This window comes from Kutzneria chonburiensis (assembly GCF_028622115.1).
Lineage (GTDB): Bacteria > Actinomycetota > Actinomycetes > Mycobacteriales > Pseudonocardiaceae > Kutzneria > Kutzneria chonburiensis.
Genome location: NZ_CP097263.1, coordinates 3,823,620 through 3,835,822, shown reverse-complemented (window position 1 = coordinate 3,835,822; position 12,203 = coordinate 3,823,620). Strand labels below are relative to the sequence as shown.

Below are 12,203 nucleotides of genomic sequence, written 5' to 3'. Positions count from 1 at the left end.
AGAAACTCCACGCTGAACGCCAGCACTATCTTGATCTTGTGAAGCAGGGCGTGGGCACGACCGAAGCATGTCGGATCGTGGGGATCAACCGCCGCACCGGCCACCGGTGGCGGCACGGACGAGCACCCAGCCCGGGGCGGACGACCAGCCAGTCGTCCGCCCCGCCCGCGTGTCTGCCGGCCGCGCGGCCGGCGATCTCGTCCCGGTTCCTGTCCGTCGAGGAACGGATCGCGATCGCCGACCTGCACCGGGCCGGGACCGGCGTACGGGCCATCGCGACCGCACTGGGACGCACCCCGTCCACGATCAGCCGGGAACTGGCCCGCAACCGCCACCCCGCCAGCGGCGACTACCGGCCCCACGCCGCCCAGGCCCGGGCCGAGGCCCGCCGACCACGCCCGAAAACCGGCAAGATCGCCGCCCGCCCCGAACTGCGCGATCTGGTGCAGGGCATGCTCGACGATCGGCACAGCCCCGAGCAGATCGCCTGTCGGCTACGCCGTGACCACCCCGACCGGCCGGAGCTGCACGTGACCCACGAGACCATCTACCAGGCCCTCTACGTCCAAACACGCGGCGCGCTGCGCCGCGAGCTGACCGGCGCCCTGCGCACCGGACGCACCGCCCGCACACCCCGACGCCGGCCCGACCAACGCCGCCCCCGGTTCACCGAACCGATGGTCATGATCAGCGACCGCCCGGCCGAGGTGGAAGACCGCGCCTACCCCGGGAACTGGGAAGGCGACCTGATCATGGGCCTGGGCAACGCCTCCGCGATCGGCACCCTGGTCGAACGCAGCACCCGCTACGTGATGCTGGTCCACCTACCCGGCCGCCACGACGCCGAGACCGTCCGCGACGGCCTGATCACCACCATCACCGCCCTACCCGCCCACCTCACACGGTCGCTGACCTGGGACCAGGGCGTGGAGATGGCCCGCCACCACGAGTTCAGCGCGGCCACCGGCATCCAGGTCTACTTCTGCGACCCGCACTCTCCCTGGCAACGCGGCTCCAACGAGAACACCAACGGCCTGCTACGCCAGTACTTCCCCAAAGGCACCGACCTGTCCGTCCACACCCCCGCCGACCTGGCCGCGGTCGCCGCCCAACTCAACGGCCGACCACGCAAAACGCTCGGCTGGGACACCCCAGCCGAGCGTCTGACTATGCTCCTGGCCAACACCAGTTGATCACCAGTGTTGCAACGACCCCTGGAATCCGCCCGTTCAACGTCAGTAAGGGGCCCTTCCTGGCATCAGTTGGTCGCCAGCCAGGTGTTGCTGAACTGGGTGCCGGTGGTGATCGACGAGGTGGTGTCGATGGTGCGGCCGTGTCGGGCCATGGTGATCGCCTGCGGGTTGGCGTTGCTCAGCGGCCGGCCGTTGATGCTGACGCTGGTGTACGTCACCGTGCCGAAGTTGGCCAGCGGCGAGGGGCCGTTGGGGTAGATCGGCGTCTCGGTGATCACCTCCGCCGACACGTCGCCCGCGCCCGAGCAGGCACGCTTGTTCGGCTGCTCGGTCCAGCCCTGGGTGGCGTCGCGCAGGTAGAGCCGGTAGGTGCCGTTGCCGTTGTCGGTGACCGTCGCGCTGATCTTGTCGCCCGGCTGGACGACGTGGCCGTAGTCGATGATGTTGTAGCAGGGGTAGGTCTCCCACCAGCCGGTGTGGATGGCCTTCCCGTTGCGGCACAGCACATGTGTGCCGGTCTGCTCCACGTTGCCATTGCCGTCGCCGTCGAGGCCGACCCAGAACACCACCTCGCCGCCGGTGCGGCAGTCGACCGTCGGCTCGGTCCAGCTGGCCGAGACCGTGGTGTAGTCGCCGGAGTGGGCCGAGTAGCCGCTCCAGTGGTCGTTGGTGCGGGTGGCAGCGGCGCCGTCGAGGTGGCCGGCGGCCGCGCCCATGGGTGCGGCCTGGGTCGGCGCGAGCAGGGACGCGCCGATAACTAACGCTGTGAGCGTTACGCGCATGGCAGGGAACTCTCCGTCCGAGGAGAAATGCAGGGGACACGGACGGTAAAGCGGTGAATCGAATCGGGACAAGCGAGCCTCCCGCATTGCGGGAAACTGTGTTTCGGGGCCTGCGGAACTCTGTTTGAAACTGTTATTCCCATTCCCAGCGCAGGCCGTGGATGCCCGGGGCGACGTCGAACAACGCCAGGTGGGCGTGGGGTGCGCCGCCCAGCGAGAGCTCGTGGACGTCACGCCGGACGTGTTCGATGGTCGGTCTGGTCGTCGCGTGACAGCGTACCGGCATCGCCGTCTGGTGGAATTCAATCTCCAGCAGATAACCTCGGGCCGCGTAGGGCAGCCGGCGGTCGTAGTCGGTCATCGGCTCGGCGTGGCTGCCGTAGTTGAGCGCGCATTCGATCACGGCTGTCTCGCCGCTGTCGATCACGCGGTCCAGCATCACCTCCGCGACCAGGAAGCCCGCGCCTTCGTCCGTACGCACCCGACCCGGCCAGCCGCCACGCACCACCGTGAGCTTCGGCGTGCGCCCCAGCTCCCGCCCCTGGAAGATCACCAGCGCCCGGTCGACCCGATCCCGTTGCGCGCGCAGGACTTCCGTGATCGTCAGCCGGGTCGGCCGGCGGCGCTCGTCCAGTTGGAACCGGTCGTGCACCGACAGCAGGCACAGTCGTTCTTCGTCTTGGGATCCCAGTTGGGCCATCACCCGGTCGAGGCGGTGCGCTTCGTCCCACAGGCGTTGGCGGTCGATGCTCACCGCCACGTGCGCTCGTCGTGGACCCCTCGGCCGTGGTGGGGCCAGCAGCGCCGTCAGCGATCCCGTTGGTGTGTCAAGGATGCCTTCGAGCAGCTTCACCGCTTTGATCGACTCCGCCCGCTCCGGCTGGCTGCGGCCTCGGCTCCAGTACGACAGCGTCACCGAGCTGACCACCACGCCGCGGTCGGCCAGTTCGTGCTGCACCTGCTCCAATGTCAGGCCGCGCATCCTGATCGCCGTTCGCAGTCCGTGCGCGAACGACCCCGACTCCAGCGCGGCGGCCAGCTGGTGGTCCATCCGCCGACCGTAGATCCCCCGTCCGACCGCCGACCAGGGCCGACCGTCGGGTCAGAAGTGCGTCGCGATCCCGAACGCCTTGCGCAGCCTCGCCATGTCCTGCCGGTCCCGTTCCGTCGGTTCGTACCCTTGATGGAAGTACACCTGCTGTTCCGCCGACAGACAGGGCACCCTTGCGCCGCCGATCGTGCCCGTCACGAAGCATTCCGCCGGGTACCGGAACGGTTTGCCGGGCTCCAGTGACTCCTGCACCGCCGACCCGTCCTTGTCGAAGACCAGTGGGTGCAGGTCGATTTCTTTGTGGTCGTCCGCCATCACGAACCGCACCGGCCGCCAGTCCACCGTCTCTCCGAACCCGGCCTCGGTCAGCGCCGCCACGACCGCTGTCTCTTGCTCCCGACGGTGCAGCAGATCCAGGTCTCGGTGCTCTCGCGTCTGCTCGCCGAGCAGCGCGTCGATGCCCCATCCGCCCGCGATCCACACGTCGAATCCCCGCAGCAGCCCGAGAATCTCGTGCACGTCCGTCGCCGTCAGCACCGGTCGAAGATCGCTTTCAGCCACGGTTCCCTGACCGCCGGCATGCGTGCGAGCGTGTATCGGAACGCTTCCCTGGACGGTTGGAACGGGTGCGACGGTCGCCGCGGCAGCGGATCGTCCCGCTCCACGCCGGCCGGCAGTCCGCCGACCATCGGCAGCCGGGTTCGGGGTGGCGGGAAGGCGAGTTCCGCCCAGAGCGCCGCGTCCATCGGCACCGGCACCGCCCCGGCGCTCGGCTGCCACATGTCTCCCGTCTGCGGATGTATCGGCACCAGGACCAGGTCGGCGCCCGGCTCGCCGAGCCCCGGTCCCGCCAGGTCCAGCCGCTTCGCTCCACCCCCGGCGGGCAGCAGCGCAGCAAGCGCCCGTCCGAGGAGCTCAACGACCGGCCCCGGCGCCACCTCGACCGGCGCGCCCCCGGCCGCCACCACCACTTGGGCGAGCGCCACGCCCGCCGGGATGTCCCGGAATTCGCTCAGCCGGTGCCACAGCGCGCCGGTGGCCAGCAGCTCCGGCCAGTCCATGACCGGCCGCTCCGGCGGGCTCGGCAGCCGCACCACTGCGTCCGGGCCGAGCCGCACAACCTGCCAGTATCCGCAGTCGTCGATCCTCGTTCCGACCGGCCGATCGCAGCCCCGGCAGGCCACGTTCGGGCCGTCCCGCCCGTCGATCCCCAGGCAGTAGCCCGCGGCCCGCTCGATGATCAGCTTGGTGCCGCGCACGTCACCGGGCGCGAGCAGGACCATGCCCGACGGTCCGTCGGGCAGCTCGCCGAACGTGATGAACCATCCCCGCTCCGCTGCCTCGACCTCGTCGCATTGCCGCCACGGCGGCCCGCCCGGCTCGGGGTCGACCGCGTAGGACCCTGTCTCCAGCAGTGGCGGGTGCAGCGTTTCCCAGTGGGTATAGGCCAGATGAATCGGCAACGCCACCTTCGACACCGCCGCCGTCAGGACCGCACCGCAGCCCGCACACCCGAACACCGCCAAGCTGTCCCCTCCCGCCGTTCTGTATCCCACCAAGCAGGCGGCCTGGGGTGCAAGGGATTTCAGCGCGCATGCCTGTCCCCACAAAGTTCCAGCGCGAAGACCAATAGCTGCGGTGGTTGCTTCTGGCGCCCGCGCCGCGCGATTGCCGGTTGGCTGTGCGCGGCGCGGGCAGCCGACGCGGCCACGAGGACGGATATCGGCGACCACGACGCCGTCTGAAACACCGCCCAGTGCGCCGAGGCCTGTTCGGCCGGCGGTGCGGGGAAGCCATCGTTGTTGATCAAGCGATCGGAGCAGCCCCCGACTTCCATTCTACTCCCTGAAAGGGGCCGGCCGGGTGGGGGCGATCTTGAGGGAGGCTCACCGGGGCGGGGATTCAGGTTGATCTGGTTGGATGGAAACGGGGGCTGCTCAGAACGGGGTCACACCGGCACGGCCTCGAGGTCGTCGAGGGTGGCGGCACGGACGGAGAGCACGGGGACGGTGGTGGCGAGGGCGGCGAGGTGGCCGGGAGGGGCGTCGATGTCGCGAAGGTGCACGGCGGCGGAAGGCCACCGCGGAATGGCGGTGGCGACGGCGGACCCGCGAACGTCGAGATGCCGGGGCGGAGCACGGAGGCCGAGGCCGGTGAGCTTCATGGCGGCCTCCTTACGAGTCCAGGCGGAGACGAGCCACGGGGCGCGAACAGACGGAGGCAAGGAGTCGAAGTGGGAGCGCTCGGAAGTGGTGAGGCAAGCGCGGGCCAGGCCGGAAGGGTCGGGGGCGGCGCGGAGGTCCTCGATGTCCACACCGATGAGACCGCTGCACACGACGGCCATGATCACCCAATGCTCGGTGTGCGAGACGGAATAGTCGATGGCGGCGTCGCGGAAGCGAGGGCGGCCGTGGCGGGCGCCGGTGTCGCAGTGGGTGCAAGTGCGGTCGGTGACGATCTCGCCGGGCGGGATGCCGAGGTAGTGGGAACCGACAAGTCGCTGGGTGGCACGGGAAGTGACGAAGGTGTCGCCGGCGGGGGTGCTGGCGAGCTTGGCGGCACGCAAACGCTCGTCGTCGTCGAGCATGGCCAGCCAACCGGTGCGGGGGCGCACCGGAACCAGCCAGACGACAACCTCGCCGGGGTTCACGGCGCGGGCACCGGGGTCGGGACGAGCGCGGCGACGGCAGTGGCCAACTGCCGGTCCTCGTTGTCGACCTGAATGTCGGGCACCACGCCGCGGTTCTCCAGAATCTGCCCGTCGAGCACGTAACGGAACTCGGGCTGGGTGGTGACGGTGCCGTCGACAAGCGAGTGCCGAGGCCACGTGGCGATCACGCCGCCCCACGTCCGCCGGCCGATGAGAGGACCGAGCCCGAGCGAACGAAAGCCCTGCGCGAAGATCTCGCCGTTGGAACCGGTGTGCTCGTTGACCAACAGCGCCATCGGACCACGAGGAGCCTCGGACGGGTACGGGGTGGGCCGCCCCCAACGGCCGGACTCGGTGCCGAAACGCTTGCGGGACAAGCGGTCCAACAACATTGGTGCGATCTGGCCGCCGCCGTTGAATCGCACGTCGACGATGAGGCCCTCGCAGTCCAACTCGGTCAGGAAGGCCCGCACGAACTCGGCGTAACCGCTGGCGTTCATGTCCGGAGCATGGATGTAGCCGAGGCGGCAGTCGGACAATTCCCTTACAGCAGAACGGTTTGCCGACACCCAGTCGCGGTAGCGGGCGGCGGATTCGTCGGCCAGGGCGGTGACCGTGACGGAACGGCTGGTGCCGTCACGGAGGACGGTCAGCTCGACCTGGCGATCAGCCTGTCCGACAAGGAGTTCGGCGGACATCGGCCGGCCGTTGATGGCGACGACCTGATCGCCGGCGCGGATGTCGGCGCCGAGGCGGTTGCACGGCGAAGTGGCACGGGGATTCCACGGATCGCCGAGCAGGATGTTGCCGATGCGCCAATCGGATTCCCAGTCCACGCCGAGAAAACCCTGACCGTGGCTGGGAGTCGGCCGGTACTCGCCGCCGCGTTCGTACGTGTGCGAAGTGCCGAGCTCGGCCTGGAGCTCCCACAGCAGGTCGGACAGCTCGGCCCGAGTGGCCACGCGATCCAGCAGCCTGAGATACCGGTCGTACATGGCATCCCAGTCCACGCCGTTCATGGCGGCGTCCCAAAAACCCTCGCGCTGCAAGCGCCAGGTCTCCCGGAACATCTGCCGCCACTCGGCCTCCGGCTGGACGGAGACCTGGAGGCGCTTGAGATCGAGCTCGATGCCCTCTCCGTCGAGGTCATCGGACGGCACCATGTGCACGGTGCCTTCGTGCCGGTAGAGGATCATCGAGTTGCTGGCGTGTACGTCGTCGACGGGGCTGAGCACGTCGGACTCGACCTCGCCGGTGACCAGGTCGACCACCGAGACGATGCCGTCTGGAGTGGCGTCGGGCTGGGCGATGTCGGGCGCGGCCAGCGGCACGGAGTGCAGCAACACCTTGCCGGGCAGGCCGACGATCTTGGCGTAGCGCCCCTCCGGCACGGGCAGCGGCAGCACGCGGCGCTCGATGCCGGCGAAGTCGATCTCCACGTCGGTGAGCGGGGCGGGGGAGGAGTGTTCGAACGGGGGCGGCTCCTCGGCTCGCAAGGTGATCAGGTAGGGCCGGCCGGCGTACGGGAAGCCCAGGTCGAACTGCACCTGGTCGTGGTCGACGGCCAGATCGCGCTGTCCGACGAAGTACAGGTACCGGCCGCTGGGGTCGAAGGACGGCCGGGAGTCGCGCAGCACCGGTGCAGTGACCTGTACTGCCTGGTTCAGTTCGGCGTCGAAGACCTTGATCGCCGAGGTGCGGGGCGAGGTGGGGTAGGTGTACGCCAGCCAACGGCCGTCGGGGGACCAGGCCAGGTCCTCGATGCGCTCGTGCGGGCTGTGGTCCACCAGGCGGGGAAGCCCATCGTCGACGACCCACAGCTGCTGCCGGTTGGTGGCGAAGGCTACGAGACCGTCGCGAGGTGACGCGGCGAGCTCGGTGGCCGTGCCGGGCACGGGCGTATCTGAACCACCGAGTACAGTTAAGCGTTCGTCGGCCGAGTCGTCGCCGACGACCGCCACGAGCCGGCCGTCGGGAAGCCAGTCCACGAGCCGATGGCGTACACCGGAAGCAGCCCCGTGCTGACGCACGGGGCCGGTCTGCGGGGCCATGGTGAACGCCTGCCCGCGCACGGTCAGGGTCACGGACTTGCCGTCGGGGCTCAGGCGAGCGTCCTCGAGGTGGTCGGCCGCGGACACGATCCGGCGGGCGCACTGCGACCGTGAACCGGCGACCTCGACGGGAAGCTGCTCGTCCAGCAGGAAGAGCGACGCGCCGGCGTGATGCACCAGACGTAAGCCATCGGTTGTAAGGTTACGGGCGTAATATTCCCCGTGTGAGGTGTGCCGGTGCAGGTCGGCGCCGTCCGGTCGGCACGAGTACACATTGCCGACGCCCTCGTGATCGCTGATGAAGAAGATCCGGTCGCCGACCCAGCACGGGTTGGCCAGGTTGCCCGGCAGCGACAACAACGGCGTCAGCGGCCCGTCCACAGTGGACGCTGTCCACAGCTCACCGGCTAAGCCGCCGCGATAACGCTTCCACCGAGCGGGATCCGCGGTGTTCCGGCCGACGACCACGCGGCCGTCCGGCCCGAAGGTCACCGCGTCGGCCAGACCGGGACGCAACAGCCGGGGCACGCCACCGGAAGGCGACACCGCGAACAGCCGGAACCCGAAACCGGCCGGCTGGGCAGCCGTCGAGGCATAGATGATCTCGCCGGTCCCCGGATGCCAACCGACCGTCACGCACCGCGCTGCCTGGTACGTCAACCGGCGCGATGGCCCGCCATGAGCGGGCATGACGTACACCTCGGAAGGTCCGTCATCAGCGCCGATGAATGCCACCAGCGAACCGTCGGGCGACAGCCGGGGCCGGCTGGCCTCGGACACGCCGGCGGTCAGCCGTCGCGCGGTCCCGCCGCCGACCGGCACCGACCACAGGTCGTCCTCGCAGGTGAAGACGACCGTGTCGCCGGCGATGGTCGGGAACCGCAGATATCCGGTCACGACAGCTCCCGCACTCCCGCTCGGACCCGGTCCGCGATCTCCTGCCGCCGCGCCATTTCCCGCTGCTTGCGGTCACGCACCTCATCGCGCGTCACGGTCCAGTAGCAGGCTGTGCGCCACTGGCCGACCGTGTACGAGTCGAACTCCGAGCGCACCTGGGCGTTGGCCTCCAACTCGGCGGCCGACAGCATCATCGTGTTGTGCGACAACACCTGGTTGATGATCACGTCCATGTGCAGCTGCTCGCGCAGGTACTCGTGCGCCGCTTCCACCGCCTTGAAGCCGAAACCGCTGCGGTACCGGGGCAGCACCGCGAAAGACAGCTCGCAGGCCTGGCTGCGCCAGTCGATCGACGTGATCCACGAGAAGCCGACCACCTGGCCCTTGGAGCCACACATGGTGAACAGCCGCTTCACGTGATGCTGCGCGTCGATCGTATGCTGCATACCGTCGGCCAGCGCGCGGTCGTCGGCCGACATCGCGAAGTCGTTCAGGTTGGTCTGGTACTTGTTCTCCCGCAACAGCTCCGTGCGGATCGGGATGTCCGCCTCGGTGAAGTGCCGGACCGTCATGAACGGCACGAGTCCGCCCTCCCCACGTAGACCAGGACGTCCTGCCAGTCGTAGTTCTGCCACCGGTGCTGCGGCAGCAACCCGGCCCGCTCGAAGCCACACGCCTCGAGCCCCTTGCCGCCCTCGGCATCCACCGGCACCATGGCCACGAACGTGGTGCAGCGCTGGTACGTCGCCAGGAATTCCAGCAGCGCCCGCAACGGTTCCGGGTCCGCCGACGTGCTGGCCACGTACGCCTGGCGTGGCTGATCCGTGTTGGGGGCGAAACCGACCAGTGCCTCGCCGGCGCTGAACAGCTGCGCCGCCAACGCCTTGAGCTCGGCGGCGAGCAGGGAATCGTTCTGGGTCACGGGATCGAGCCCGAGAAAACCCCGCGCGGAGTCGCCGGACGCCCGTAGCTCGGCGACGGCGGCGTCCACATCGAGCCGCAGGATCTCAGTCATTGCGCACAACTCCCCAGATCTCCCGGTCCACCGGCCGGCCGTCCAGCCACGCGCTCTCCGGCAGCGTTGCCTCGCACTGGAAGCCGACATCGGTCAGCAGCCCCACGGGCGGGTCGAGCACCGGCGTCACCCAGCCGTACAGGCGGCTCAGATTCAGCGTCAGGAACCCGTGCGCCACCACGGTTTTCAGCAGCACGTCGAGGCTGTGCGGGGCCTGCAGACCGATCTCGACGCGGGCCCGGCGGTGCACCCAGTCGAGCTCGGTGTAGCGCACGAAGCCCAGTCCGGACGCGATGCACAGCTCCTGGCTCGGGTCGGTCGGCGCGGGCACGGTGGTGGGCTCGGCCAGCATCGGCCAGTCGATCATCGGCAGTCCGAGCAGCTCACCGGGCAGCCAGGGGCCGGCGAGCAGGTGGGCGTCGCCGCGGCGGTATCCACGCAGTCTCATGAGGTCGGCTCCCAGATCCGGGCGAACGACACGGAGCCGTAGCGGCTGCCGTCGTGCACGGTGACCGCGGCCAACGTGCCCTCTTCGCGCAGGCCGGCGGCACGGGCGAAGGCCAGGCCGCGGTCGTCGAACTCGTCGATGCGCAGCGCCAGCCGCACGACCTCGCGCCGCCATCGGTTGGCGCGCACCAGTTCCTCGAACGCGGCGCGCCACCACCGCAGCGGGGCCGAGGCCCGCAGCCGCAACTGCATGCTGTAGTGGCAGGCGTTGTTGGCCTCGGACTCGACGGCGTACAGGCCGACGACCTCGCCGTCGGCCAGCAGCACGTGCGTGTCCTCGTCGAGCAGCTCCAGGATCTCCCACTCCGGCCGCGTGTCGGGATCCCCGGTGCGGAAGAAGAAGTCGGGTTCGGTGAACAGGGCCAGCACGGCGTCGCGGTCGGCGTCCGAGTAGGGCCGGCTCGACCAGTGCGGCAGTTCAGTTGTCGTCATGGCCAGTCCCGATGGTGAGGCGTTGGACGGTGCTGGTGCCGTCCATGAACTCGAAGGCGTGCACGTCCCGGCACCACTTCTCCAGCAGCGGATGGTCAAGCAGCGCACCGGGTTCGAGCGCCGACTCGGCCCAGCGCGCGGTCTCCACGGCCAGGTTCGTGGCGTGCAGTTTGCCGATCGACGGGGCACGGCGGTCGTCCGGGTTGTTGTCGACGTCGTGCGCGCAGTCGAGCAGCAACTCCCTGGCCGCTTCCAGTCTGGACGTCATCAGGGTATTCCACTGTGGACGGAGGGCGTGCACGTAGTCGCTGATGGCCAGGGCGACGCCGAGGGCCTGAGCGCCGATCTGGAGGCGCATCACGTTGAACGTGCGTGCGGCGCCCCACAGTCCACGCCGTGAGGCGGGCAAGTGTGCGCCCAGCAAGGCTTCCCGCGACAGCTCGACACCGTCGAAGGTCATCTCACCAAGAGCGGCGCCGCGCAGGCCGAACATCGTCAGCGGGCGACCGGTGTAACCCGGGCTCGGGTTGCGGACGACCACCGCACGGATGGACAGCGGAGTCGGACCGGTGCGGGCGAAGACGACGCCGATGCCGCCGCGCGCCGCGTTGGCCACGTACTTCTTGCCGCCGTGCAGACGGAAATCCTTGTCCAGCCGGGTTTCCATGGCGGTGGCGTCGCTGCCGCAGCCCGGCTCGGTCATGCCGAAGAAGGTCCACGGCCGCTCGTCGGCCAGCACACGGTAGAACGCTTCCTGCTGCGCCGGGCTGCCCAGGGCGTCGACAGCCAGCCCGGCGAGCGAGGGGGCACGGCAGATGTTGAGCACGCCGGCGTCACCACGGGAGAGCTCGATGTTGGCGGCCGTGCGCGCGAGGCACGTCTCGGTGTACGTCTCGGCGCATTTGGGCAGGTCAGAGGCCCGAAACTCGGGCGGCGTGGCGATGTCACGGATGACGTCCAGCGCGGGGATGTCCGGCACCACGCCTGCGTCCACGGCCAGCGCGTGCGGCCGCAGCTCGGCCGCCAGTTCGGCGGCCAGGCCCTGGAGTTCGTCCAGCGAAGTCATGACGCACCGACCCAGCAACTGGCCATGAGGCGGGACAGGTGCACGTCGAACATCGCGCCACCGTCGACGAAGCCGCTGGCCCCGAACAACTTCGCCAGCTCCCAGTCCACTGTGGTCAGACGCTCGTGCACATCCCGTACGGTGTCGGGGCAGTCGCCGGCGACGGACAAGGCTCGGCGAGCGGCCTCGGTGGCCACGTGTGCGTCGGCCAAAGTGCCCTGCACCAACTGTTTGCCGATGGTCGGCTCACCGCCGACCGTACGTCCGGACAAGTGCGCGATGGCCCGTTGCGCGAGCCGGCGGGTCAGTCCTAACCGGACACCCGCCAGCCGGGCGGCGACCGCCGTCGACTCGGGGCCGGCACAGGGTTTCGTGCGCACGAAGCTGATGCCCTGCTCCGCGCGCAGCACTTCCGCGCCCGGAGGCACGGAATCGGAAGGCACCGCGGCCACCTGGCCGGGCGCGTTGTCGAGGGCGGCGCCGGTGAGTGCGAGGCCGGCGGAAAGGCCGTCGTCGTGGCCGGCCCGTTCGCATTCCGCGATGGTGTGGCGCATCGATC

The 12,203-nt window shown here is 69.5% G+C and carries 14 protein-coding genes; 1 reads left to right on the top strand and 13 read right to left on the bottom strand.

Going from position 1 to position 12,203, the window contains the following annotated elements:
- The first annotated feature begins 38 nt into the window (after positions 1-38).
- A complete protein-coding gene (locus M3Q35_RS17115) occupies positions 39-1,193 on the top strand; it encodes an IS30 family transposase (RefSeq protein WP_420704705.1) in 1,155 nt (384 codons plus the stop codon).
- A gap of 65 nt (positions 1,194-1,258) precedes the next feature.
- Here M3Q35_RS17115 and M3Q35_RS17110 read toward each other — a convergent pair whose 3' ends face one another.
- The 13 genes from M3Q35_RS17110 to M3Q35_RS17050 all read right to left on the bottom strand — a co-directional run bounded on the left by M3Q35_RS17110 (position 1,259) and on the right by M3Q35_RS17050 (position 12,198).
- Positions 1,259-1,909 carry a G1 family glutamic endopeptidase gene (locus M3Q35_RS17110; RefSeq protein WP_273942823.1) on the bottom strand — a complete coding sequence of 217 codons (651 nt, stop codon included), beginning with the start codon at positions 1,907-1,909 and terminating at the stop codon, positions 1,259-1,261.
- Between the two features lie 199 nt (positions 1,910-2,108).
- Entirely contained in the window at positions 2,109-3,026 is a 918-nt protein-coding gene (locus tag M3Q35_RS17105; protein WP_273942822.1) for a hypothetical protein, read from the bottom strand.
- Between the two features lie 51 nt (positions 3,027-3,077).
- Positions 3,078-3,563 carry a nucleotidyltransferase domain-containing protein gene (locus M3Q35_RS17100; protein ID WP_273942821.1) on the bottom strand — a complete coding sequence of 162 codons (486 nt, stop codon included), beginning with the start codon at positions 3,561-3,563 and terminating at the stop codon, positions 3,078-3,080.
- Entirely contained in the window at positions 3,557-4,495 is a 939-nt protein-coding gene (locus M3Q35_RS17095; RefSeq protein ID WP_273942820.1) for a hypothetical protein, read from the bottom strand. Before M3Q35_RS17095 ends, M3Q35_RS17100 begins: the two co-directional genes overlap by 7 nt.
- A gap of 116 nt (positions 4,496-4,611) precedes the next feature.
- The gene (locus tag M3Q35_RS17090) at positions 4,612-4,863 is read right to left on the bottom strand and encodes a hypothetical protein (RefSeq protein ID WP_273942819.1); all 252 of its coding nucleotides are present in this window, start codon (positions 4,861-4,863) and stop codon (positions 4,612-4,614) included.
- A 111-nt stretch (positions 4,864-4,974) separates the two neighbouring features.
- Complete coding sequence (locus M3Q35_RS17085) at positions 4,975-5,676, bottom strand: 4'-phosphopantetheinyl transferase family protein (protein ID WP_273942818.1); 702 nt, start codon at positions 5,674-5,676, stop codon at positions 4,975-4,977.
- Positions 5,673-8,624 carry a S41 family peptidase gene (locus M3Q35_RS17080; protein ID WP_273942817.1) on the bottom strand — a complete coding sequence of 984 codons (2,952 nt, stop codon included), beginning with the start codon at positions 8,622-8,624 and terminating at the stop codon, positions 5,673-5,675. The genes M3Q35_RS17085 and M3Q35_RS17080 overlap by 4 nt, the downstream gene beginning before the upstream one ends.
- Entirely contained in the window at positions 8,621-9,196 is a 576-nt protein-coding gene (locus M3Q35_RS17075; RefSeq protein WP_273944368.1) for a GNAT family N-acetyltransferase, read from the bottom strand. Before M3Q35_RS17075 ends, M3Q35_RS17080 begins: the two co-directional genes overlap by 4 nt.
- Positions 9,193-9,639 carry a GNAT family N-acetyltransferase gene (locus M3Q35_RS17070; RefSeq protein WP_273942816.1) on the bottom strand — a complete coding sequence of 149 codons (447 nt, stop codon included), beginning with the start codon at positions 9,637-9,639 and terminating at the stop codon, positions 9,193-9,195. The genes M3Q35_RS17075 and M3Q35_RS17070 overlap by 4 nt, the downstream gene beginning before the upstream one ends.
- Positions 9,632-10,087 carry a GNAT family N-acetyltransferase gene (locus tag M3Q35_RS17065; protein ID WP_273942815.1) on the bottom strand — a complete coding sequence of 152 codons (456 nt, stop codon included), beginning with the start codon at positions 10,085-10,087 and terminating at the stop codon, positions 9,632-9,634. The genes M3Q35_RS17070 and M3Q35_RS17065 overlap by 8 nt, the downstream gene beginning before the upstream one ends.
- A complete protein-coding gene (locus M3Q35_RS17060; RefSeq protein ID WP_273942814.1) occupies positions 10,084-10,578 on the bottom strand; it encodes a hypothetical protein in 495 nt (164 codons plus the stop codon). The genes M3Q35_RS17065 and M3Q35_RS17060 overlap by 4 nt, the downstream gene beginning before the upstream one ends.
- On the bottom strand, positions 10,565-11,644 hold the full coding sequence (locus M3Q35_RS17055; RefSeq protein WP_273942813.1) for an acyl-CoA dehydrogenase family protein: 1,080 nt from the start codon (positions 11,642-11,644) through the stop codon (positions 10,565-10,567). The genes M3Q35_RS17060 and M3Q35_RS17055 overlap by 14 nt, the downstream gene beginning before the upstream one ends.
- The gene (locus tag M3Q35_RS17050) at positions 11,641-12,198 is read right to left on the bottom strand and encodes an acyl-CoA dehydrogenase family protein (RefSeq protein ID WP_273942812.1); all 558 of its coding nucleotides are present in this window, start codon (positions 12,196-12,198) and stop codon (positions 11,641-11,643) included. The genes M3Q35_RS17055 and M3Q35_RS17050 overlap by 4 nt, the downstream gene beginning before the upstream one ends.
- Positions 12,199-12,203 lie beyond the last annotated feature (5 nt).

Excerpts from the sequence above, each read along its gene's own strand:
- M3Q35_RS17075 (WP_273944368.1), bottom strand. The coding sequence starts at position 9,196 with ATGACGGTCCGGCACTTCACCGAGGCGGACATCCCGATCCGCACGGAG.
- M3Q35_RS17105 (WP_273942822.1), bottom strand. The coding sequence starts at position 3,026 with ATGGACCACCAGCTGGCCGCCGCGCTGGAGTCGGGGTCGTTCGCGCAC.
- M3Q35_RS17070 (WP_273942816.1), bottom strand. The coding sequence starts at position 9,639 with ATGACTGAGATCCTGCGGCTCGATGTGGACGCCGCCGTCGCCGAGCTA.
- M3Q35_RS17065 (WP_273942815.1), bottom strand. The coding sequence starts at position 10,087 with ATGAGACTGCGTGGATACCGCCGCGGCGACGCCCACCTGCTCGCCGGC.
- M3Q35_RS17055 (WP_273942813.1), bottom strand. The coding sequence starts at position 11,644 with ATGACTTCGCTGGACGAACTCCAGGGCCTGGCCGCCGAACTGGCGGCC.
- M3Q35_RS17090 (WP_273942819.1), bottom strand. The coding sequence starts at position 4,863 with ATGGAAGTCGGGGGCTGCTCCGATCGCTTGATCAACAACGATGGCTTC.
- M3Q35_RS17050 (WP_273942812.1), bottom strand. The coding sequence starts at position 12,198 with ATGCGCCACACCATCGCGGAATGCGAACGGGCCGGCCACGACGACGGC.
- M3Q35_RS17060 (WP_273942814.1), bottom strand. The coding sequence starts at position 10,578 with ATGACGACAACTGAACTGCCGCACTGGTCGAGCCGGCCCTACTCGGAC.
- M3Q35_RS17110 (WP_273942823.1), bottom strand. The coding sequence starts at position 1,909 with ATGGGCGCGGCCGCCGGCCACCTCGACGGCGCCGCTGCCACCCGCACC.